At 67.5% G+C, this 20666-nt stretch carries 17 protein-coding genes; 10 read left to right on the plus strand and 7 right to left on the minus strand.

Annotation, left to right across the window (positions count from 1 at the left end; translation table 11 throughout):
• Window positions 1-31: 31 nt before the first annotated feature.
• Both ACTOQ2_RS36950 and ACTOQ2_RS36955 read right to left on the minus strand, forming a co-directional pair.
• Window positions 32-994: a zinc-binding dehydrogenase gene (locus ACTOQ2_RS36950; protein WP_440105592.1), complete on the minus strand. Its 963-nt coding sequence runs from the start codon at window positions 992-994 to the stop codon at window positions 32-34.
• Between the two features lie 124 nt (window positions 995-1118).
• Window positions 1119-2003, minus strand: a complete 885-nt coding sequence (locus ACTOQ2_RS36955) for a hypothetical protein (protein ID WP_440105594.1) — start codon at window positions 2001-2003, stop codon at window positions 1119-1121.
• Window positions 2004-2696: 693 nt separating this feature from the next.
• Here ACTOQ2_RS36955 and ACTOQ2_RS36960 point away from each other — a divergent pair.
• Complete coding sequence (locus ACTOQ2_RS36960; protein ID WP_440105596.1) at window positions 2697-3812, plus strand: trypsin-like serine peptidase; 1116 nt, start codon at window positions 2697-2699, stop codon at window positions 3810-3812.
• Between the two features lie 155 nt (window positions 3813-3967).
• Here the strand turns inward: ACTOQ2_RS36960 and ACTOQ2_RS36965 are convergent, their stop codons facing one another.
• On the minus strand, window positions 3968-4618 hold the full coding sequence (locus tag ACTOQ2_RS36965) for an SSI family serine proteinase inhibitor (protein ID WP_440105598.1): 651 nt from the start codon (window positions 4616-4618) through the stop codon (window positions 3968-3970).
• A gap of 318 nt (window positions 4619-4936) precedes the next feature.
• On the opposite strand from ACTOQ2_RS36965, the gene ACTOQ2_RS36970 reads away from it, so the two are divergent.
• The 5 genes from ACTOQ2_RS36970 to ACTOQ2_RS36990 all read left to right on the plus strand — a co-directional run bounded on the left by ACTOQ2_RS36970 (window position 4937) and on the right by ACTOQ2_RS36990 (window position 13915).
• Complete coding sequence (locus tag ACTOQ2_RS36970) at window positions 4937-6529, plus strand: hypothetical protein (protein ID WP_440105599.1); 1593 nt, start codon at window positions 4937-4939, stop codon at window positions 6527-6529.
• 211 nt (window positions 6530-6740) lie between these two features.
• Window positions 6741-7961, plus strand: coding sequence for a trypsin-like serine peptidase (locus tag ACTOQ2_RS36975; RefSeq protein WP_440105601.1), 1221 nt, complete (start codon window positions 6741-6743; stop codon window positions 7959-7961).
• A 134-nt stretch (window positions 7962-8095) separates the two neighbouring features.
• On the plus strand, window positions 8096-9256 hold the full coding sequence (locus tag ACTOQ2_RS36980; RefSeq protein ID WP_440105603.1) for a trypsin-like serine peptidase: 1161 nt from the start codon (window positions 8096-8098) through the stop codon (window positions 9254-9256).
• Window positions 9257-9769: 513 nt separating this feature from the next.
• On the plus strand, window positions 9770-11386 hold the full coding sequence (locus tag ACTOQ2_RS36985) for a hypothetical protein (protein WP_440105605.1): 1617 nt from the start codon (window positions 9770-9772) through the stop codon (window positions 11384-11386).
• A 912-nt stretch (window positions 11387-12298) separates the two neighbouring features.
• Complete coding sequence (locus ACTOQ2_RS36990; RefSeq protein WP_440105605.1) at window positions 12299-13915, plus strand: hypothetical protein; 1617 nt, start codon at window positions 12299-12301, stop codon at window positions 13913-13915.
• Window positions 13916-14159: 244 nt separating this feature from the next.
• Here ACTOQ2_RS36990 and ACTOQ2_RS36995 read toward each other — a convergent pair whose 3' ends face one another.
• Together ACTOQ2_RS36995 and ACTOQ2_RS37000 are read right to left on the minus strand one after the other, a co-directional pair.
• Window positions 14160-15518: a hypothetical protein gene (locus ACTOQ2_RS36995; RefSeq protein ID WP_440105607.1), complete on the minus strand. Its 1359-nt coding sequence runs from the start codon at window positions 15516-15518 to the stop codon at window positions 14160-14162.
• 296 nt (window positions 15519-15814) lie between these two features.
• Window positions 15815-17017: an NAD(P)-dependent malic enzyme gene (locus tag ACTOQ2_RS37000; protein ID WP_440105608.1), complete on the minus strand. Its 1203-nt coding sequence runs from the start codon at window positions 17015-17017 to the stop codon at window positions 15815-15817.
• Between the two features lie 271 nt (window positions 17018-17288).
• Between ACTOQ2_RS37000 and ACTOQ2_RS37005 the strand changes: the two genes are divergently transcribed.
• Window positions 17289-17819: a CGNR zinc finger domain-containing protein gene (locus ACTOQ2_RS37005; protein ID WP_362697777.1), complete on the plus strand. Its 531-nt coding sequence runs from the start codon at window positions 17289-17291 to the stop codon at window positions 17817-17819.
• A gap of 75 nt (window positions 17820-17894) precedes the next feature.
• Here ACTOQ2_RS37005 and sodX read toward each other — a convergent pair whose 3' ends face one another.
• A complete protein-coding gene (gene sodX / locus ACTOQ2_RS37010) occupies window positions 17895-18197 on the minus strand; it encodes a nickel-type superoxide dismutase maturation protease (protein ID WP_440073009.1) in 303 nt (100 codons plus the stop codon).
• Between the two features lie 90 nt (window positions 18198-18287).
• Between sodX and sodN the strand changes: the two genes are divergently transcribed.
• The 3 genes from sodN (at window position 18288) to ACTOQ2_RS37025 (ending at window position 20251) form a co-directional block, all read left to right on the plus strand.
• Entirely contained in the window at window positions 18288-18689 is a 402-nt protein-coding gene (gene sodN / locus ACTOQ2_RS37015) for a superoxide dismutase, Ni (RefSeq protein ID WP_362697771.1), read from the plus strand.
• 339 nt (window positions 18690-19028) lie between these two features.
• Complete coding sequence (locus ACTOQ2_RS37020) at window positions 19029-19454, plus strand: anti-sigma factor (RefSeq protein ID WP_030924831.1); 426 nt, start codon at window positions 19029-19031, stop codon at window positions 19452-19454.
• A gap of 17 nt (window positions 19455-19471) precedes the next feature.
• Window positions 19472-20251, plus strand: a complete 780-nt coding sequence (locus ACTOQ2_RS37025; protein ID WP_362697768.1) for an RNA polymerase sigma factor SigF — start codon at window positions 19472-19474, stop codon at window positions 20249-20251.
• Here ACTOQ2_RS37025 and ACTOQ2_RS37030 read toward each other — a convergent pair.
• Window positions 20248-20643 carry a hypothetical protein gene (locus ACTOQ2_RS37030; RefSeq protein WP_440105610.1) on the minus strand — a complete coding sequence of 132 codons (396 nt, stop codon included), beginning with the start codon at window positions 20641-20643 and terminating at the stop codon, window positions 20248-20250. The genes ACTOQ2_RS37025 and ACTOQ2_RS37030 overlap by 4 nt on opposite strands.
• Window positions 20644-20666 lie beyond the last annotated feature (23 nt).

The following is a 20666-nucleotide window of genomic DNA, read 5'->3' on the forward strand; positions in this document are numbered from 1 at the left end:
CCGGCGACGCCTCGTAAGGCGCCCGCCGGGCTCATCCCGGCAGGGTGAAGACGACCTTTCCGAAGAGCTCGCCCTCGTGCATGGCCGCGAAGCCCTCGCGGGCCTCGGCCAGCGGGAGGGAGCGGTCGATCAGCGGGCGAGTGCCGGTCTGCTCCAGGAAGCGGGCCAGCCTGCCCAGCTGGTCGCGGGTGCCCATGGTGGAGCCGATCACCGACAGCTGCAGGAAGAAGACGCGGTTCAGGTCGGCCGGCGGGACGGCGCCGCTGGTCGCGCCGGAGATCACGATCCGGCCGCCGGGGCGCAGCGCCTTCAGCGAGTGCCCCCAGGTGGCCTGGCCGACGGTCTCCATCACCGCGTCGACCCGCTCGGGCAGCCGGGCACCGTTCTCGAAGACCTGGTCGGCGCCGAGTTCCAGGGCACGCGCCCGCTTCTTCTCCGAGCGGCTGGTCGCCCAGACCCGGTATCCCCCGGCCCGGCCCAGCAGGATCAGCGCGGTGGCCACGCCCCCGCCCGCACCCTGGACCAGCACGGTCGAGCCCGGCTCGAGCCCGGCCTTGTCGAACAGCATGCGGTAGGCGGTCAGCCAGGCCGTCGGCAGGCAGGCGGCCTCCTCGAAGCTGAGCGCGGCGGGCTTGGGCACGAGGTTGCGACGGGGCACGACGACCCGCTCGGCGAAGGTGCCGTCGTGTTTCTCCGAGAGCAGCGAGCGCTTCGGGTCGAGTGTCTCGTCGGCACCGCTGCCGATCACCGAGTGCACGATGACCTCGTTCCCGTCCTCGTCGAGCCCGGCGGCGTCGGTGCCGAGCACCATCGGGAGCTGCTCCTGGCGAAGGCCTATCCCCCGCAGGCTGAACAGGTCGTGGTGGTTGAGCGAGGCGGCCCTCACCGTGACGGTGGTCCACCCGTCGGGAACCTCGGGTTCCGGGCGCTCACCGAGCGTGAGTCCGGCGAGGGGGTTGTCGGGATCGATCCGCGTGGCGGTTACAGCGAACATGGCCGCACCCTACGCCGTCCGCGCGGCCACCACCGCGTACGGGGCCGTGGCTCACGCCCTCCGCGCGGTGAACGGGGCCGCGCCTACACCCACCCGCGCGGCGGTCACGGTGAACGGGCCGCCGTTACGCCGTCCGCCTGACGGTCATGCCCGCCATGGTCCTCTCGACGTGTCCCCGCTCCCCCGAGGCCGCGACGTACACGCCGTCCTGGCAGGTCTCCGCGGAGAAGCGGCGCCGCTGCTCGATGACGGAGAGCTCGATCGACGCGACGTCGCAGCCCGGCACCGGAGCCAGCACCAGCAGCGTCTCCCTGGCCCCGCCGAACCACAGCTGCGGCCCCAGCGGCTCACCGTCGAGGATCTCCCCCTGCGTGGCCAGCCGCACCGGGGGCGTGGCCTCGAGCACGAGGTAGCCGCCCTTGGTCACCTTGCCGCGCAGGTTGCGTGCCCAGAGCATGCGCTGCTCGAAGGGCATGCCGTCCTTGAGGTCGCGCAGCGCCACGAACCACGGGTCGAACGCGAACAGCAGCACCTCGCCCTCGGCGGGGCTCATCGGATGCCAGAGGGTGACCCGCTTGGCCAGTCGCCTGATCATCGGCTGTCCTCGGGAGACCCCCGCCGGACCGCCTGACGGCACGGTCAGCTGCCGGTACGGGCCGGTGTCGCCGTCGAGCCGGCCCGACATCGCGGGCCGGACCCCCAGGCCGGCCAGGCCCAGCTCCGCCGGGTAGCTCACCTCCGCCGCCGAGCCGTCGGGGAAGACCACGTCGAGGATCTCCCTGCCGCCCTTCTGGCGGAACCCCGGGTGGAGCACGTTCGGGACCTGCTCCGCGACGGTCCCGGCCCGGGTGGGCACCGGCGGGGGGAACGACGGCGAGATCGTGTCCGGCCGCTCCCGGGCCGTCGTCAGGTTCCACGCCACGAGCGCCGCCAGCGCGGCGACGCCGATCCAGGGCCACGGCCCCTTCCGGGACCTCGCCTCGATGATGTCGTGCTGACCACCGGCCACGTCCTCGGCCGCCTCCTGCAGAAGGTACGGTTCTCGGCCCCATCTTCGGGGTCCGGCGGTCTCGGCGTCCGCGTCAGTACCGTCACGAATCAGAATCGATGCCCCGAGGAGCCGGGGAGAGGGCACCGTCACACCGCGACGTCCGCGTTCCGGCACCCGGGTCCCGGCTGCCCGGGTCCCGGCGCCCGCGCTCGGGTGGCCGGGTCGTGCGGTCCGGGTCGTGCGGTCCGTGCTCCGGTGCCCCATGACGTTCCGGTGTCCGTGTTCCGAGGGTCGCGTCGCGGGATCCGTGGTGCGGCATCCGTGTCCCGGGACCGGTGTTCCGTATTCGTCTCGTCCACCGCGGCCACCTCGCGGAAAATGACCATGAGACACCGCGGAACAGCATCGAGAACGCCACCGCACCCGACATTCCAAAGGTATCGAAGTTGCTCGAGAAACCCTCGGTAATCGCTGTTACCGGTGATGACGGCGATGCCTCTGAGATCGCCCCACAACCGCGATGAGCTGCGGAAATGCCTATTCGTTAAGTTATAACAAATAGCTATTTAAATAACAAGACAGCATCGGATGGAACCATCTCAGACTTTTTCCCGTCAATTCCTGCCCGCCGCTTGATCCAGTCAGTAACGTTCCGATCGTTTTCCCGGCGAGGAGAAGTCCCGTCTCCGCGCTGAGAACGAAAGGAGCTTCATGAATTCCCGAGCACGGCGCCTCACGATCCCCCTCACCGGCGTTCTCATGATCGCCGGAGCGATCGGCGCCACCACCGGTGCCAACGCCGGTACGGCCCCCAAGGACGTGGTCAGTTCCCAGGCCTCGGAGACGGCCAACCAGGCCACCTCCTTCTGGTCGCCCGAGCGGATGCGCAAGGCCACGGACGCCACCGGCGACCTCGACCTGAGCGTCAAGGGCGGCAAGGCCTCCAGCGCGGCGGGCCCCGACGGCCCCGGCGGGTCGGTCCCGCCGATCGGCGCGGAGGGCACCAAGTCCTCCAAGAGCAAGCAGGTGAACCTGCCCAACACCGTCGGGCGCGTCTTCTTCACCCTGCCCGGCGCCAACCCGTCGGACCCGAAGAGCTGGAAGTACTGCTCCGGCAGTTCGGTCCAGGGCAAGTACCGCAACGTGGTCGCCACCTCCGCGCACTGCGTCTACGACGTGAAGACCAACCAGTTCTACGACAACTGGATCTTCATCCCGTCCTACTGGGACGGCAACCAGGCGTGGGACGGCAAGAACCCCTACGGCATCTACGCGGCCAAGTGGTTCAACGCGCACGACGACTTCGTGGTGAAGGAGGACTACGACTACGACTACGCCTTCGTCAACGTCCACTCCGGGTTCAAGGTGAACTGGGAGAAGGACAAGGACAACAAGTGGAAGCCGGTCATCAAGAACGTCGGCCGTCTCGGCGACAACGTCGGCGGCCAGGGCTTCGCCTGGAACCAGAAGGTCAAGAACACGGTCTTCTCCTTCGGCTACCCGGCCGGCCTGCACCCCGACGGCGACAAGCCCTTCTCCGGCCGCACGATGAAGTGGTGCTACGGCAAGACCGGCGCCATGCCGGCCGCGCCGAAGTACAACGTCCAGGAGCACATCGGCTTCAAGTGCGCCTTCACCTCGGGCGCGAGCGGCGGCCCCTGGCTCTACAAGTACAAGAGCTCCAGCCGGACCGGCTACCTGATCGGCGTCAACAGCATCGCCTGGGACACCGACAAGAACGACCGGTACGACAAGATCTCCTCGCCGTACTTCAACGGCGACACCTACAAGGTCTACAAGGCCGCGGCCAACCGCTGGACCAGCTGACCCGCACCCGCGGCCGGCCGTAAGGCCATTCGGCCGGCCGCGGCGAACGAGCGGTGAGCGAGCAGGAAACGAGCAGTCGGCGAGCAGTCGGCGAGCAGTCGGCGAGCAGGGCCCGGTCCTGGGACCGGGCCCTTTCTCGAAAAAAGCGGGGACGGCTACGAACCCGGCCGCCGGATCGGCCCGGGGAACGTTCCGGGCGGCGGCCCGGGAAGGGCCGTCACCGTGTCCGGAACGTTCCATCCCGGCCGCCGGGGATCGCCTCCCAGGGCGAAGACCGTGCCGGTGGCGGCCCGCAGCGCGCACGGGCTGCCGTAAGTGCGTTCGAACCGGATGAAACGGTTGTTCCAGATCCCTACGGCGGTCACCGTGACCGGGTCGTACTGCAGCGTGCACGCCACACCCGTCCTCGGCCTGAGCCTGGCGGGATCGCCCCGCACCTCGGCCAGCGCCTCGCAGGCGCGGACCGCGTCGGGGTGGGTGCCGCCGGGCCGGTCGCACAGCAGCAGCGCGTGGCCCGCCACGGGCAGGGGCTTGTCGCCCCGCGCGAGGCTCAGCACGAGCGCCCTGGCGTTGCGCGGGGGCCTGGCGCTGGGAAACGGTTCGACCGGCCCGGGCATGACGTGGGCGGGCCCGCCCGGATGGAGCGGGAGCGGCCTCGTCACCTGCGGTCCCGAGTCGCCGGGGTAGAGGTGCGGTCTCGTCTCCTGCCACCCCGGGCCGGGATCGCGAGGCGGCACCGTGGACGCCACGGCCGTACCCGAGAACTGGAAGAGGCCGACCACGGCCAGGCAGAGAAGACGCCGCATGAGATCCCCCGATGACGTGTGACGCGGATGCCGGCTCAGCCTGCCCTCGGACACCCTCGCGGGACACCGACAAGCCTGGGTGTTTCCGCAGTTCATACGGTCACATGACCCGCGGGGGACCTCTCGATCAAGTTCAGGTAGATCAGACGGACTCCGAGGATTCCCGGTTCCACGGATTTAGTAACAAAAATATAACGGTCCGACGGCTTGCCCGATTTATAGCTTTTTAACCCATCTTTGCCGAGTACGGTCACCTCTTGTCTCTTTACGCATGCGTGAGTTGCGTCCCGAGTGACTCATGACAAAGAAGGAGCTCCATTGAACTCCCGAGCCAAGCGCCTCGCCCTTCCCCTCGGCGGCGTCCTCGCCGCCGCCACCATGGTCGGCGCCTCTCTCCCCGCCACCGCCCAGGCGAGCACGGCCGATCCCGACGTCAAGTCGTCGGCGCTCACCCCCTCCGGTCACGCGAAGGCCATCGCGGGCTACTGGACCGCCTCGAAGCTGAAGTCGGCGACGACCTACCTCGCCGACTCCACCGTTTCCGCCAAGCTGAACAAGACCGGCGCCGCCAGGGCCGCCGCCGACGGCAAGCCCGGCATCGTCGCCCCGACCGGCGAGGGCGGCAAGACCGCCGGCAGGTCGCGCAACGTGAACCTCCCGATCACCGTCGGCAAGGTCTTCTTCATCGACGACAAGGGCCGGGAGCGTTGGTGCTCCGGCACCTCCGTGCAGTCGAAGTTCCGCAACCTGGTCGCCACCGCCGGCCACTGCGTCTACGACACCGACACGAACAAGCCCTTCAGCAACTTCGTGTTCATCCCCGGCTACTACCAGGGCAAGGCCCCCTGGGGCATCTACGTCGGCGCCAAGGTCAACACCCACGACGACTTCACGGTCTACGAGGACTACGACTACGACTACGCCTTCGTCAACGTCTACAACGGCATCAAGCAGACCGGCGTCAAGGAAGTGAACACCTCCACGTACGCCGCGACCAAGGGTCACAAGTACACCGAGGACAAGGAGATCTCCAAGTCCGAGTACGAGGCGGGGATCCAGAAGTACGGCGAGAAGGGGCCGTACTGGAAGAAGACCCTCGACCCCAAGGTCGAGACGGTCGCCAAGCCCGCTGACGCGGAGAAGTACATCGAGGAGTACGTCAAGGACGGCCGCAACGGCGTCAAGCTGACCGCGGTCGAGGTCGACGAGGGTGTCTACAAGGCCGCCCCCAACAGCCTGGAGAACAACTCCAAGTTCACCCGCTTCAGCGACGACAAGGGCAAGGTCGCGATCAGCCAGGAGGAGTACAAGCAGCTCCTCGTGGAAAAGGGCGACGGCAAGTTCCTCGGCAAGCTGGAGGCGACCAAGGACGCCAACGGCCACGAGATCGCCTGGTTCAAGACGCGGTACTTCATCAAGAAGTGGGTGAAGACCAGCGTCAAGGAGGTCTACTTCTACACCCGGTTCTTCGTGGTGCTCCTCGCCGACGCCGGCCGCCTGGGCGACAACGTCGGCGGCCAGGGCTTCAGCTGGAACCAGAAGCTGGGCAAGAAGGTCTTCACCTTCGGCTACCCGACCTCGGCCCACCTCGACGGCGACAAGCCGTACTCCGGTCACACCCAGAAGTGGTGCTACGGCACGACCGGCGCCGCGCCCGTCGTGTCGGCTTACAAGGCCGAGGAGCAGCAGGCGATCAAGTGCGCCTTCACCCCGGGCGCCAGTGGCGGTCCCTTCCTGCTGCAGTACAAGAACAGCAAGCGGACCGGCTACCTCAACGGTGTCGTGAGCCTGACGATCGACAGCGACAACAACAAGCGCTACGACCGCGTCACCACCCCGTACTTCAACGGTGACACGTACGGCATCTACAAGCACGCCGCCAACCTCTGGACCGGGAAGCTCCCCGCCTAGACACCGGCTTCGTGAACGTGGAAGGGCCCGGTGCGCACCGGGCCCTTTCTGGCCTTCACGGGGTGCTTATACACCTTCGGCCACACTGATCAGATAACAGAGTATGAGCGGATCGGTCCAACGAACTGCCCAAAACTAAGTTGATCTGGAAAAATCATCCCTTGCGCCTCCAGTAACTCCCCGAACGTCACGATCCCCCGAAAGGAAGCCCATGTCCTCCCGCGCTCGGCGGATCACGGCCACACTCGGCGGGCTGGTCGCCGCCTGTGTGACCATGACGTCCGCGTTCGCCGGGAGCGCCGCCGCCACTCCGCTGTACTGGGCGCCCAACGGGATCACTTCGATCACTTTGACCAAGAGCAGCGCCGACATGAGGCGGATCGCGGAGTACTGGAGTCCGGCGAGGCTCAAGCAGGCCATGGACAACGTGCCCGCCTCGCCCGAGATGAAGAACGAGGGGCCTCCTTCCTCGGCGTCGCCCACCTCGGCGGCCACCCCGGGAGGCGCGACGGCCGGGAGCGCCACCGCCGCCGCGGCGTCCGCCACCGGGGAGTCCGCCACGACGGCCATGGCCGCGGAGACGAGCACGACCACCGGCGAGAAGGGTTCCACCGCGTCGGGAGGCTCCGCGCCGGTCGTCAAGCCCACCCTGCCGAAGAAGCGGGCCCCGGCCTCCGGCAGCTCGCCGGTGACCGTGGGCAAGGTGTTCTTCCGGATCGGCGCCAAGGACTACTGGTGCTCCGCCTCCTCCGTGGCGGCGACCAACCGCAACCTGGTCGCCACGGCCGGGCACTGCGCCTACGACGCCAAGACGGGCAGCCCGGCCGAATACTGGATCTTCATCCCCGGCTACAACAAGGGCAGCACCCCCTACGGCATCTACGTCGGCCACTCCCTCAACCTGCACGAGGACTTCGTCGGCAGGGGCGACTACGACTACGACTACGCGTTCGTCACCGTGCACGACGGCTTCAGGTGGAAGGCCGGCAAGACGTCCGGCAGCTACGAGATGGAGAGCGTCGGAAGCCTTGAGGACAACGTCGGCGGGCAGGGCCTCGCGACCAACCGCGGCGCCGGTCTGTCCGCCCTCGCCTTCGGCTACCCCGCCGCCCCGCACCCCGACGGCAGCAGGCCCTACAACGGCCAGCAGCTGAAGTCGTGCCGCGGGCTCACCGTCAGGGTGAAGGCCCCCACCCGCCTGGTCGAGCAGGGCGTCGCCCTGGCCTGCCCGTTCACCAACGGCGCGAGTGGCGGCCCGTGGCTGATCTTCTACGACAACAAGAACTCCATCGGCTATCTCAACGGCGTCAACAGCTTCGCCTGGGACGTCAACACCGACCGCAAGTACGACAGGATCTCCTCCCCGTACTTCATCGCGTCGACCTACGTCGTCTATCACTGGGCCGCGACCCAGCAGGCGCCCCGATCATAACGTCACCTTAAGAGAGCCTTAAGAGACCCTTATACGGTGTTTGCGCCCTCGATCCCTGCATAGGTTCGTAGCTTGTCGTCCCGCAGTTCCCTGACGTCCCGTCCGGGAACGTTGCAGCGCAAGGAGCTCCTGTAGTGAAGCACTCTCTTCTCCCCCTCGGTGGCGCCGCAGCCGCCACCGCCCTGCTGGCCACCACCCTGGCCGGCACCGCCCAGGCCGCCCCCGACTGGGCGACCGACCCGATGGCCAGGAACAACGCCTCGGCGGTCTCGGTCATCGACTTCTGGGCCGCTTCCAACTTCGCCGCCCTCAAGAAGGCGACGGTCTACAACCCCGACCCCGGTGCGCCGAAGATGAAGGTCGGCGGCGGCTTCTCCCCCGACGGCAGGCCCGGCAGCGTCGGTCCGACCGGCTCGGAGAAGGCCCCGTCCGGCCGCGTCAAGAACGTCAACCTGCCCAGGACCATCGGCAAGGTGTTCTTCGTCGTCAACGGCCAGTACCGCTGGTGCTCGGCCACCTCGATCCAGGGCAAGTACCGCAACGTGGTCGCCACGGCCGGGCACTGCGTCTACGACCCGGGCAGCAACAGCGACACCCTCGACAAGTGGGTCTTCGTCCCCGGCTACTACCAGGGCAAGGCCCCGTGGGGCATCTACGTCGGCAAGTCGGCGTGGACGCACTACGACTTCGCCAACTACGAGGACTACGACAAGGACTACGCCTTCGTCACGGTCTACAACGGCGTCGCCTTCAACGGGGTCAAGCAGGTCACCAAGAGCGAGTACAACGGGTTCACCGGGCCCAAGTGGTCACGTGGCTCGCACTACTACATCCTGCTCTCCAAGGACGTCGGCCGCCTTGGCGACAACGTCGGCGGCCAGGGCTTCACCTGGAACCAGAGCACCGGCAAGACCGTCTACGTCTTCGGCTACCCCCAGGCCCCGCACCCCGACGGCGACAGGCCCTACAGCGGCGTGACGCCCAAGTACGTCTACGGCAAGACCTCCGGCAAGGAGTACGTCTCGGCCGCGGAGAAGGTCGAGGAGCACGTCGGCCTCAAGGGCGCCTTCACCCCGGGCGCCGACGGCGGACCGTGGATCTCGCAGTACAGCAGCTCCCGGCGCCTGGGCCTCGTCAACGGTGTCACCAGCCTGTTCGGCGACCAGGACCAGAACGACCGCTACGACCTCATCACCTCGCCGTACTTCGACGGCGAGACCGCCGACATCTACCGCAAGGCCGCCAACGTGTGGTCCGGCAGGATCGTCGGCCCGAGGGGCGAGCTCTACAGGTAACTCGTCCATCGCAGGACGAGGGACTCTCTCGGCCTCCGAACCATCGGCGGGACCCGGCGCGCGGCGCCGGGTCCCGCACCCGTTTTCCGGGACGTTTCCATGGCGAGGAGGCCGGTTTCCGGGGCCGGGAAGGCGTGTCGCGGGGCGGCGCGGAAGGCCGTTCCGGTCGCGGACGAGCGCGTTAGACGTGCCCGCCGCGAAATCGGTGCCATCAAGTTGATGTGATCTGCGTCACATGAGGTCTATAGCTCATCGTGATCGTCCGAACACGTCACATCAGTCACCTTCGCCCCAGGATTCCACCTATCTGCGGAAACACCTCAGGTCCACCTCAATCGCAACATCAGCATCAAGGGTCTTCAAACATCACGAAACGGTCTCGGCCTCCCAGGCCCGTTTCTTCCCCCTTGAACCGGCTTCCGGTGTTCAAGATCGGCGCTGTATGTTTCTGGCATTCCCTTTACTGACGCATGGGACGCAAGAAGCGTTCCACATCAGACCAAGGAGTTCCCCTTGAAGCGCATCCTCCTCCCCGCCGGTGGCGCCGTTCTGGCCACCGGTCTGCTGGCCGCCGGTCTGGCCGGTACCGCCAATGCCGTTCCGGACTGGGACTACGACACCCTGGCCAAGGACGCTCCGGCCGCGCTGGACGTCGCCGAGTTCTGGCTCGCGACCAACGGCGACGCCAACAACCTGGCCAAGGCCACCGCGTACACGCACGAGACCGTTGCGGCCTCGAAGCTGAGCGCGGGCGGCGGCTACACCCCCGACGGCAAGCCCGGCATCGTGGCCCCGATCGGCGAAGAGAAGAAGTCCTCCGCGAAGGTCAAGAACATCAACCTGCCGAAGACCATCGGCAAGGTGTTCTTCGTTGACTCCGAGGGCAAGTTCAAGTGGTGCTCGGCCACCTCGATCCAGTCGAAGTACCGCAACCTGGTCGCCACGGCCGGTCACTGCGTCTACGACGACAAGAAGAACGCCAGCGTCATGGACAACTGGGTCTTCGTCCCCGGCTACTACCAGGGCAAGGCTCCGTGGGGCGTGTACGCCGGTAAGACGGCTTACACCCACTACGACTACAGCGTGTACAACGACCGCGACCGCGACTACGCGTTCGTGACCGTGTACAACGGTGTCCACGTCGGTGCGGGCAAGACCACCCAGGTGCTCAAGTCCGAGTACACCAAGTTCGAGGGCAAGAAGTACATCGTCGAGAAGACGGTCACCAAGGACGAGTTCGAGGCCGGTGTCGTCAAGTACGGCGTCAACGGCCCGTACCAGTCCAAGCCGCTCGACCCCGAGGTCGCCACCGTCGCCAAGCCGGCTGACGCCACCTACGGCAACTTCAAGGACTACGTCCTTGGCAAGGGCCCGACCGCGGGTGTCAAGGTCATCGGCGTTCCGGTCACCAAGGCTGAGTTCGAGGCTGCCAAGGCCCTCAAGGACGACCTGGGCAACGGTGCTCCGTTCAACGCCGCCAGCGCGCCGGTCTCCATCAGCGAGGCCGAGTACAAGCAGCTCCTGGTTGACAAGGCCGACGGCAAGTTCGACGGCACGCTCGCTGAGGTCAAGGACCCCAACGACAACAAGACCGTCATCGGCTGGACCAAGCAGCAGTACTTCGTGAAGAAGTGGGTCAGCGTCACGATCCCGACCAAGTACTGGGTCGAGACCTACTTCATCGTCGAGGGCTTCGCCAAGGACGCCGGTCGCCTGGGCGACAACGTCGGCGGCCAGGGCTTCACCTGGAACCAGAAGCCCGAGCAGACGGTGTTCGTCTTCGGCTACCCGGCGCTGCCGCACCCCGACGGCAACAAGGCCTACACCGGCGTTACGCCGAAGTGGACCTACGGCAAGACCTCCGGCAAGGTGTACGTCTCGGCTGCGGAGAAGGTTGAGGAGCACATCGGCCTCAAGAGCTCCTTCACCCCCGGCGCCGACGGTGGCCCCTGGCTCGCCAAGTACAGCAACGCCAAGCGTCTCGGCTACGTCAACGGTGTCACCAGCCTGTTCGGCGACCAGGACAAGAACGGCCGCTACGACACCATCACCTCGCCGTACTTCGACGGTGAGACCGCGGCCATCTACACCAAGGCCTCCGCGGTGTGGTCCGGCAAGATCGTCAAGTAGTAGTAGCTCCCTGACGATCACCCGAGCCTGAGCGTCCAAACCCCAGGCTCACAGCACCACCAGCACCACCGTTAGACCCAGCATCACCAGCTCCACCCGAAGGGGCCCGGCAGATCCTGCCGGGCCCCTTCGGCCATTCCCCACCGGTGACCGTGAAAGCGGCGATCGGTTCCCGGAAACGTCGAAGAGCCCGGCTGGCGCCGGGCTCTTCGACGTGGCGGCGATGTCACCGGAGCGCCGATGGCGCCGGCTCCGGGAATCAGCCCTGGAACCCGGACTCGGAGAACGGAGCTGGCGACCGAATCCGGAGACCGGAGATCACGCACGCGTTCCTCGGGGTGTTCTCTCGCGGCCGTGAACGCGGCTATCCCACTTCGGCACCGCCGTAGCGCGTTCTCAGCCGAAATCAGATCTCTCCGGCTGGTTTTCACCACCCCTGCGGCCGGCACCCAGCAGCGAAAGGATCAAGCTCCCGTGCGGGTGCGGGAGGGCGACGAGAGGGGCACCCGCATCGGTTTCAGGGGTCCGTGCCGCACGCTCTCAGGCTCGTCCACACCCCGGATCCCGAATCGACGGGCCTTTAGACGTGCCCGCTCCGGAATCGGTGCCATCAAGTTGATGTGATCTGCATCACATATGACTGGTAACCGAACGTGGTGACCTACTCACGCCACATCAGTCACTTTCACACCAACCCTACGCCTATCTGCGTAAACACGTAGCTCACCCATCAACTTTCACATCAGCTTCAGGCGTGCCCAAACATCACAGAATGGCATCGGCGCGATCAAGGCCGTCTTTGATCCTCAAAGCGGCTTCCGGTGTTCAAGATCGGCGCTGTATGTTTCTGGCATTCCCTTTACTGACGCATGGGACGCAAGAAGCGTTCCACATCAGACCAAGGAGTTCCCCTTGAAGCGCATCCTCCTCCCCGCCGGTGGCGCCGTTCTGGCCACCGGTCTGCTGGCCGCCGGTCTGGCCGGTACCGCCAATGCCGTTCCGGACTGGGACTACGACACCCTGGCCAAGGACGCTCCGGCCGCGCTGGACGTCGCCGAGTTCTGGCTCGCGACCAACGGCGACGCCAACAACCTGGCCAAGGCCACCGCGTACACGCACGAGACCGTTGCGGCCTCGAAGCTGAGCGCGGGCGGCGGCTACACCCCCGACGGCAAGCCCGGCATCGTGGCCCCGATCGGCGAAGAGAAGAAGTCCTCCGCGAAGGTCAAGAACATCAACCTGCCGAAGACCATCGGCAAGGTGTTCTTCGTTGACTCCGAGGGCAAGTTCAAGTGGTGCTCGGCCACCTCGATCCAGTCGAAGTACCGCAACCTGGTCGCCACGGCCGGTCACTGCGTCTACGACGACAAGAAGAACGCCAGCGTCATGGACAACTGGGTCTTCGTCCCCGGCTACTACCAGGGCAAGGCTCCGTGGGGCGTGTACGCCGGTAAGACGGCTTACACCCACTACGACTACAGCGTGTACAACGACCGCGACCGCGACTACGCGTTCGTGACCGTGTACAACGGTGTCCACGTCGGTGCGGGCAAGACCACCCAGGTGCTCAAGTCCGAGTACACCAAGTTCGAGGGCAAGAAGTACATCGTCGAGAAGACGGTCACCAAGGACGAGTTCGAGGCCGGTGTCGTCAAGTACGGCGTCAACGGCCCGTACCAGTCCAAGCCGCTCGACCCCGAGGTCGCCACCGTCGCCAAGCCGGCTGACGCCACCTACGGCAACTTCAAGGACTACGTCCTTGGCAAGGGCCCGACCGCGGGTGTCAAGGTCATCGGCGTTCCGGTCACCAAGGCTGAGTTCGAGGCTGCCAAGGCCCTCAAGGACGACCTGGGCAACGGTGCTCCGTTCAACGCCGCCAGCGCGCCGGTCTCCATCAGCGAGGCCGAGTACAAGCAGCTCCTGGTTGACAAGGCCGACGGCAAGTTCGACGGCACGCTCGCTGAGGTCAAGGACCCCAACGACAACAAGACCGTCATCGGCTGGACCAAGCAGCAGTACTTCGTGAAGAAGTGGGTCAGCGTCACGATCCCGACCAAGTACTGGGTCGAGACCTACTTCATCGTCGAGGGCTTCGCCAAGGACGCCGGTCGCCTGGGCGACAACGTCGGCGGCCAGGGCTTCACCTGGAACCAGAAGCCCGAGCAGACGGTGTTCGTCTTCGGCTACCCGGCGCTGCCGCACCCCGACGGCAACAAGGCCTACACCGGCGTTACGCCGAAGTGGACCTACGGCAAGACCTCCGGCAAGGTGTACGTCTCGGCTGCGGAGAAGGTTGAGGAGCACATCGGCCTCAAGAGCTCCTTCACCCCCGGCGCCGACGGTGGCCCCTGGCTCGCCAAGTACAGCAACGCCAAGCGTCTCGGCTACGTCAACGGTGTCACCAGCCTGTTCGGCGACCAGGACAAGAACGGCCGCTACGACACCATCACCTCGCCGTACTTCGACGGTGAGACCGCGGCCATCTACACCAAGGCCTCCGCGGTGTGGTCCGGCAAGATCGTCAAGTAGTAGTAGCTCCCTGACGATCACCCGAGCCTGAGCGTCCAAACCCCAGGCTCACAGCACCACCAGCACCACCGTTAGACCCAGCATCACCAGCTCCACCCGAAGGGGCCCGGCAGATCCTGCCGGGCCCCTTCGGCCATTCCCCACCGGAAACGGTTGGGCATCCCCATCGGGAAGTTCTCATCCCCGTCGAGGGAAGAGCCCCAGGTTCCTACCGGAAAGCCTTCGGCGAGACCTCCCGATCCGCTCAGACGGAGTTGAGCTCCCCCACCCGCTCGTTCAGCTCCACCACCGGGCGCTCGGCGGCGTGGGGATCCAGCCGCCGCCGCAGATCGGCGACGTACGACCGGGTCCTGGCCGACTCCAGGCCCTTCGCCAGCTCCAGTGCCTCCACCGCGAAGGAGCAGGCCTCCTCCAGCTCCCCCGAGGCGAGCAGCCCGGCCGAGAGCAGCGACAGGTTGAACATCCGCCCGCGCACGTAGCGCCCGTCCATCTCCAGCGAGCGCCTGGCGTGCCGTACCGTCCCCGGCCCGTCGCCCAGGTCGCGGAAGCAGTGCGCGAACTTCGCCGACAGGTAGGCCTCGTCGAAGTAGGAGATCCAGTCGGGCTCGTCGCCGGCCCGGCGCCGGTCGAAGGACAGCTCGGCCTCGTGCAGGGAGCTCGCGCACGCCTCCCGGTCGTCCAGCGCCGCGTGCGCGTGGGCCTCCAGCACGTGCGTCTCGGCCAGCAGGGCGAAGATCCCGGCCCGGCGGGCGGAGAGCTGGGCGGCCCTGGCCAGGTCGAGCGCGTGGGCGGGTTGTCCTATATATATGGCCTGGTGGCTCATCCCGGCGAGGATCTCGCCGCCGAGCCCGTGGTCGCCCGCCCCGCGCGCCAGGCGCAGCGCCTGGATCAGGTAGCGCTGGGCCAGGCCGTGCTGCTCCAGGTCGTAGGCCATCCATCCGGCCAGCCGGGTCAGCTCGGCTGCGGCCGACGCCAGCGCCTTGCCGGTGTTCTCGGCGTACGAGCCGTCACCGAGGAGCGGCGCAACCGCCGTATCCAGATATTTCACGACAGCGGGGCGGACCCTCCCACCACCGAACCTGTTGTCCAGCTCGCCGAAGGACCGGGTGACCTCACGGATCGCCGCGATGTCGTCCATGCCGACGCGCCGGGTGCCCCGCCCCTCGGGGCGGCCCTCCAGCGGAAGGGTCAGCCAGCGCACCGCCCCGGCGGACCCGGCCCCGATCGCGAAGGTGGAGTCGAGTAAGAACCTTCGTCTCTCCACGTCCCCGCGCCACAGTGCTGTCACGGTCGAGATTCCCTCCTGCCACGTGTGGTTGAACTCCTGCCCGAGGTCCAGAGGCGTCAGGACGGCCGGCAGGCCGAGATCCTCGGGACTCACGGCCCTGCCGAGCCGGAGCGCGAAGATCTCGGCGAGCAGCCCGGTGACCGGGTCTCTCGGCCGCTGGCCCGCGATCCAGCGCAGCACGGAACTGTGGTCATACCTCAGACCGGACAGGCCGCGAGCAGCGCCGAGATCGTTGAGCCGCCGGGCCAGCCCCTTGTGGGTGAAGCCCGCCTCGGCGATGAGCCTCTGGAGTAGTCGGTTGGGCTCGCGTCTCATAGCTCCCCTCACCGCGAGAACCAGCTGCGCGCCGGCAGCGCGCATGCTCCGGTCGTGCGCGTACCGCTGCCTGATGCACACCTTACGCACATAGGTAACTGAGAGCTCTTTTTATAGCACGATCCGTGACGAATATCGGGGTTTCCGGAAAGCGCGAACGCCCCTCGCCGGTCGGGCGAGGGGCGTCCGTGGTCACATGCCTGGTGGGCACGGGATGAGCATGAGAGGGCATGGGTGCACGATCGCGCTGGCGGCCGTACGGAGGAGTCCGGCGGCCGGGGACCGGGAGGTGACCGCTAGAGGCGGGCGACCCCGTCGGCGCGGGCCTGCGCGGAGACGGCGGCGATGACCGCGGGGGCGACGCGCTCGTCGAACGGGCTGGGGATCACGCAGTCGGCCGACAGCTCGTCGTCCCCGACCACCGCGGCCAGCGCCTCGGCCGCGGCGACCTTCATGTTCTCGGTGATCGTGGTGGCGCGGACGTCGAGCGCCCCGCGGAAGACGCCGGGGAAGGCCAGCACGTTGTTGATCTGGTTGGGGAAGTCGGAGCGGCCGGTCGCGACCACGCGCGCGTACTTGCGCGCGATGTCCGGACGCACCTCGGGCGTCGGGTTGGACAGCGCGAAGACGATCGAGTCCGGGGCCATCGACGCGATGGCCTCCTCGGAGACCGTCGAGCCCGACAGCCCGACGAACACGTCGGCCCCGGCCAGCGCCTGCTCGGTGGAACCGCGCAGGCCCGCCCTGTTGCTGTCGCGCGCCAGGGCCTCCTTCACCGGGTTGAGCCCGACGCGGCCCTCGTGGATGAGGCCCTTGGAGTCGGCCACCGCGATGTCGCCGATGCCCGCGTTGAGCAGGAACCGGCTGACCGCGATCCCGGAGGCGCCGGCGCCGGCGACCACGACGCGCAGCTCTCCCAGCGAGCGGCCGGTCAGCCGCGCGGCGTTCTTCAGCGCGGCCAGCGTGACGATCGCGGTGCCGTGCTGGTCGTCGTGGAAGACGGGGATGTCGAGGAGCTCGCGAAGGCGCGCCTCGATCTCGAAGCAGCGGGGCGCGCTGATGTCCTCGAGGTTGATCCCCCCGAAGGAGGGGGCGAGCCGGACGACTGTCTCGACCAGCGCGTCCACGTCGGTGCAGTCGAGGCAGAGAGGCACCGCGTCGACGCCTGCGAACTGCTTGAACAGCAGGGCCTTGCCCTCCATGACCGGCATGGCGGCGGCGGGCCCGATGTCCCCGAGGCCGAGCACGGCGGTGCCGTCGGAGACGACGGCGACCACGTTGGAGATCCAGGTGTAGTCCTGGGCCAGCTCGGGCTCCTCGGCGATCGCGCTGCAGACCCTGGCCACCCCCGGCGTGTAGGCGAGCGCCAGGTCGTCGGCGTCGCGGACCGGGACGGTGGAGCGGACCTCCAGCTTGCCCCCGCGGTGCAGGGCGAAGGCCGGGTCAAGATCGAGGGCTTCGAGAGCTTCGAGGGAGATGGAGGATGGCGTGACGGCCACAGCGACCCCTGTAGTTCAGTCAGACAGACGGATGTTTCCTTCGGAGGCGGCCGGAGGAAGCATGTCCCGGGCTTCGGTAGCCGCTCGGGACCTGCCCACTGAGCACGGTCGCCTGGAGGGGGTACGGGGGTCACCCGTTGCTCGATTGTGCCACATGTTGAGACTGCCGCCCGTGGAGGGAAGTCGCCGACTTTCGCCGTCCCGGTGTTAACCTCACCACATCGTGTAATACTCAAAATCCATGCCGCCTCTTACATCGACGGATCCCCAGATGGACCTGACCTCCTACGCGGAGCTGGCCGTACTACTGATCAACAGTCCCGACCGGCTGACCGGCCTCGACGGGCTGCGCCTGCTCCTGGAAGAGGGCGGCCGCTACCGGCCCGGCTGCCGCATCACCAGGAGCGACCTGGAGGCCCTGCGCGACCTGCGCGAGGAGCTGATGATCGTGTTCGAGACCGCAGAGGCGGGCGACGAGGAGGCGGTGGTCGACCGGCTCAACTCGCTGCTGATCCACCACCCGGTCCAGCCGCAGATCTCCGGTCACGACGGCGAGCGCTGGCACCTGCACCTCACCGAGGGCGGCCGGATGGCCGACCAGTACGCGGTGGGCGCGGTGATGGGACTCGCCACCATGATCACCGATCTCGGCGTCGACCGGCTCGGCCTCTGCCAGGCGCCGCCCTGTCGCAGGGCCTACCTCGACACCTCCTCCAACCGGTCGCGCCGCTACTGCTCTGAGCGGTGCGCCAGCCGGGCCAACGTCGCCGCCTACCGGGCCCGCCAGAAGGTCGTCCAGTAGACGGGAGACACCCTAAGCCGCCTCACCGGGCCCGCCAGAAGATCGTCCAGTGAGCGGGAGACCCCCGGAGGCGCCTCACCGGGCCCGCCAGGGATCCGGCCAGTAGCGCAGCACCACCCGGCCGACGATCGACGACGGCGGCAGCGCCCCGAAGTCCCAGCTGTCGCGCCGGCCGGAGGCGCGCTGGTTGTCGCTCTCCAGCCACCAGCCGCCGTCGGCCTCCCACGCGGCGCGCTTGACGATGAGCACGGCGGGATCGGACGGCAACCGGGCGACGACCAGGTCCCCCGGCCGTACGGCCGCGCCGCGCCGTACCCAGAGCCAGTCGCCGGGCCGCAGCGCGGGCAGCATCGACTCACCTGCGACACGGACTCTCATGGAGCGTAACCCCCTCCCGCGCGGGCATTCGGAGACGAGTAAGGTCGTTAACCGGACCATTCTGAACCCGGCATCAAGGAAGGATTTCCGATGCTCGCACGACTTATGCGCCCCAAGCACATCGCCTCGGCTCACTGCGACCTGCCCTGCGGCGTGTACGACCCGGCCCAGGCCCGCATCGAGGCCGAATCCGTCAAGGCCATCATGGAGAAGTACGCCGGAAACGAGGACCCGGTGTTCCGCGCCCGCGCGCTCTCCATCAAGGAGGAGCGGGCCGAGCTGGTCAAGCACCACCTGTGGGTGCTGTGGACCGACTACTTCAAGCCCCCGCACCTGGAGACCTACCCGCAGCTGCACCAGCTGTTCTGGGAGGCCACCAAGCTCGCGGGCGCGGCCGGCGGCAAGGGCACGGTCGACGTCGCCAAGGCCGACGAGCTCCTCGGCAAGATCGACGACATCTCCAAGATCTTCTGGGAGACCAAGGCCGCTTAAAACCCTCACAACGATCTCGTGATGGGGCGCCGGTAGTCCGGATCAAGGAAACGTCCCCCGGGACACTCCCTTGATCCGGATCGGGGTCCGCGAGGACGCGCCGCCGCCGGCACGTCGTCCGGGCCGCGATGCCTCGACCTCGCCTGACAGGCCGGATCCCGGCGCGCCCGCGTCGCCCGGGCCGGGTCGCGACGCGCCGGAGCCGCCACAAGTACAGTGCCCCTTTTGCGTATCTTCAGGGGTTCTTGACGGTGGCAAATCGCCTCGATCGCGAGTCCAAGCGGGCCAACTACCGTCCCAGGGCTGTAGGTTGCAGTCAGCGACTCTGCGAGGAGGAACGTGACCGAACACACCGAGGCGCCCGCGGTCGGCATGGGCGGGATCCGTGACGTGGTGAGCGTCCGGCTGCCGGCGACGAGTGCCTATCTGTCCGTGCTGCGTACGGCGACAGCCGCGCTTGCCGTACGGCTGGACTTCACGCTGGACGAGATCGAGGATCTTCGGATCGCGGTCGACGAGGCGTGTGCGATGTTACTGACCCAGGCCGTTCCCGGCACCGATCTGACTGCCGAGTTCGAGCTCACCGGGCAGCTGATGAAAGTGCGGGTCGAGGTCAGCACGGTGGGAAGCACCCCTCCCAAGCGCGACGACTTCGCGTGGATGGTGCTCACCGCCCTGGCTGACGATGTGGATGCCGTAACCGACTCCCCCGACCGTATGGCGATCGTCCTCCGCAAGCGCCGAGGCGCGGCGAGGCCGGCGTGACGGAAAGGACTCGTGCCATGGCCGCCAGCGACCACGCGGTGCCCGATCGGGTGCGTGCGCGCCTGCTCTTCGCGGAACTGGTGGAGTTGACCGCCGACGACCCGCGACGCCAGCGCATCCGCGACGAGCTCGTCGAGCTCCATCTCCCCCTCGTCGAATACCTCGCCCGCCGGTTCCGTAACCGGGGCGAGTGGCTGGACGACCTCACCCAGGTCGCGACCATCGGACTGATCAAGTCGATCGACCGCTTCGATCTCGGCCGCGGGGTGGAGTTCTCCACCTACGCGACCCCGACGATCGTGGGCGAGATCAAACGCCACTTCCGCGACAAGGGCTGGGCGGTCCGCGTGCCGCGCCGGCTGCAGGAGCTCAAGCTCTCGCTCACCAAGGCGATCAGCGAGCTCTCCCAGCGGGAGGGGCGTGCGCCGACCGTGGCCGAGCTGGCCGCGTTCCTGAAGATGAGCGAGGAGGAGGTGCTCGAGGGGCTGGAGTCGGCCAACGCCTACTCCACGGTCTCCCTCGACGCGCCCGACTCCGGCGACGACGACGCGCCGGCGGTGGCCGACTCCCTCGGGATCGTGGACGACTCCCTGGAGGGCGTCGAGTACCGCGAGTCGCTCAAGCCCCTGCTGGAGCGGCTGCCTCCGCGTGAGAAGCGGATCCTGCTGCTGCGTTTCTTCGGCAACATGACACAGTCCCAGATCGCCACCGAGCTCGGCATCTCGCAGATGCACGTGTCCCGGCTGCTCGCCAGGACCCTCGCCCAGCTCCGCGAGGGTCTGACCGTCGACGACTAGCCGGACGGCCGGTCCTGGTCCCCGTAGAGGGCGTGCGTCGTCGGCGGGGACAGCAGCGCGACCAGTCCGATCACCGCGAGGGTGATCAGCGAGAAGCCGATCACCCGCTGGTCGGACTGGATCAGCGTGACCGAGACCGGGATGGCGAAGATCTGCGTCAGCACGCCCGGGCTCCGCGCCCACCGCTCTGAGTGGATCATTCCCCAGCCGACCCAGAGCAGGGCGGCGCCGATGATGATCCCGAACGCGGCGACGGCGATCGAGCTCATCAGGTCGGACGGACGGCCGATCACCGTCTCCACGCCGGCGTAGCCGCCGAGGATCAGGGCGGTCGCGCCTTCCAGCGCCATGACGGCGGCGGCGACGGTGAGGGTCAGCGGGCGGTTCGGCACGGGGCCAACCCTATCGCCGGGTA

It is taken from the genome of Streptosporangium sp. H16 (genome assembly GCF_051918855.1).
GTDB lineage: Bacteria > Actinomycetota > Actinomycetes > Streptosporangiales > Streptosporangiaceae > Streptosporangium.